This window comes from Streptomyces huiliensis (assembly GCF_020037025.1).
Lineage (GTDB): Bacteria > Actinomycetota > Actinomycetes > Streptomycetales > Streptomycetaceae > Streptomyces > Streptomyces huiliensis.
On the sequence record NZ_JAIQLH010000341.1, the window covers coordinates 1 to 1,522 of the forward strand.

Genomic DNA, 1,522 nt, shown 5'->3' on the forward strand with positions numbered 1-1,522 from the left:
GGACGGCGCGGTGGACGAGGGGGTGACGGTGTGGGCGGTGGCGGTGGTGTCGGTACGCGCGGACATGACGGCCTCCTTCGGCCGGTTCCGATGGCCTGTCCCCTCCAGTGCACACCCGGGCCGCGCGGTATGTCAACGGCTGTTGAATTATTGGCCCCGGAGGGCGTTCCACCAGTCCACGACTGCTCCGCGAGCGACTGCGGGCAGCAGTGGGACGACCTTCCTCACACGTCAGGGCGGTGCCGTGGCTACACCGGCACCGCCGCCCGGAGGAAGGGCTCGGCCGCGCGGCGCCAGGCGGCCGGCTGGTCGTAGTGGAGGAAGTGGCCGGCGTCGGCGACCTCGGCGTAGCGGCCCTGTGGGAGGACGCGGACCATCTCCTGGGCCTCGGCGCGGCCGAGCTCGCCGTCCAGGCCGCGGACGACGAGGGCGGGGCACTCGACGAGGGCCAGCTCCTCCCAGTGGGCGTCGTGGGCGTAGGCCTCGCGGGCCGTGAGCATCTGCCGCCGGAAGAAGAGCGGACGCCAGCCGTCCGCGCGTTCGGCCATCACCTCGGCGTAGAAGTCGCCGCGCGCGGGGACCGGGCGGTCCAGGGTCGGATCCTCCTGGCCGAACCAGCGGCGGACGTCCGCCAGCGTCGCGAAGGGCACCGGCCAGGACTTGAACCACTCGCCCCAGCGGCGCTGGGTGGCCGCGCCCAACGCGGAGGCGCGCATGTCGCAGATCACCAGGGCGCGGACGAGGTCGGGCCGGCGGGCCGCCAGCCGCCAGGCCGTGAGGGCGCCCATCGCGTGGCCGATGAGGGTGACCGGGGCGAGCCCCAGCCGTTCGACCACCGCCTCGGCGTCCGACACGTAGGCGTCCAGGACGTACGGCCCGCCGACGGGCTTCTCGCTGCGCCCGTGCCCCCGCTGGTCGAGGGCCACCACGCGGTGCCGGGCCGAGAGCCAGCGGGCCGTCTCCGCCCAGTGCGCCGCGCGGCCCATCAGGCCGTGCAGCAGCAGGACTCCGCCCGCACCGGGCTCCCGGACCGCGGTCGGCACGGCACCGAGCGGCGCCCGGCCCAGCGCGTCGACCGCATGCGTCCGGTCGGCGAACTCCCAGGCGGCGAGCCGCACTCCACCGCTCCCACTGACATCGATACGCCGCGCCATCACTCCTGGCATCCCCACTTCACCCCCGGACAGCTCCACCTTATGGAACCCCCTTTCGAATGGGACGGTTCTCGCGCTCAACACCCCTCGTTCGAGTGACCGGGGCCGAGGATTGACCGTCGTCGCCAAGGGGAGAAATCGACTCGGGCGCGGACCGCTCGGGGAAACAGGTCCGCGAGGCGCACCCTGGGAGCTCGGGGCCCCGGGTCGCCAGAGGGGGAATACGGGGAGGCGGGGCCCCGGCCGCCCGCGAGGGCGCCGGGGCCCTTGTCATGCTTGGCGCCCCTGCGGGGCGCGGGGACTCGGTGACGGGCCGCACCGCCCCTCCCGGGCGCGCGGGCCCGCCCGCTCGGGCCCTGCCCGGCGCT

1 protein-coding gene is annotated in these 1,522 nt (G+C 75.1%); it reads right to left on the minus strand.

The window, feature by feature from the left end; genetic code table 11:
- Nucleotides 1-248 precede the first annotated feature (248 nt).
- Nucleotides 249-1,154: an alpha/beta fold hydrolase gene (locus tag JNW98_RS32845; protein ID WP_223771951.1), complete on the minus strand. Its 906-nt coding sequence runs from the start codon at nucleotides 1,152-1,154 to the stop codon at nucleotides 249-251.
- Nucleotides 1,155-1,522: the final 368 nt, after the last annotated feature.

Excerpts from the sequence above, each read along its gene's own strand:
- JNW98_RS32845 (WP_223771951.1), bottom strand. The coding sequence starts at position 1,154 with ATGGCGCGGCGTATCGATGTCAGTGGGAGCGGTGGAGTGCGGCTCGCC.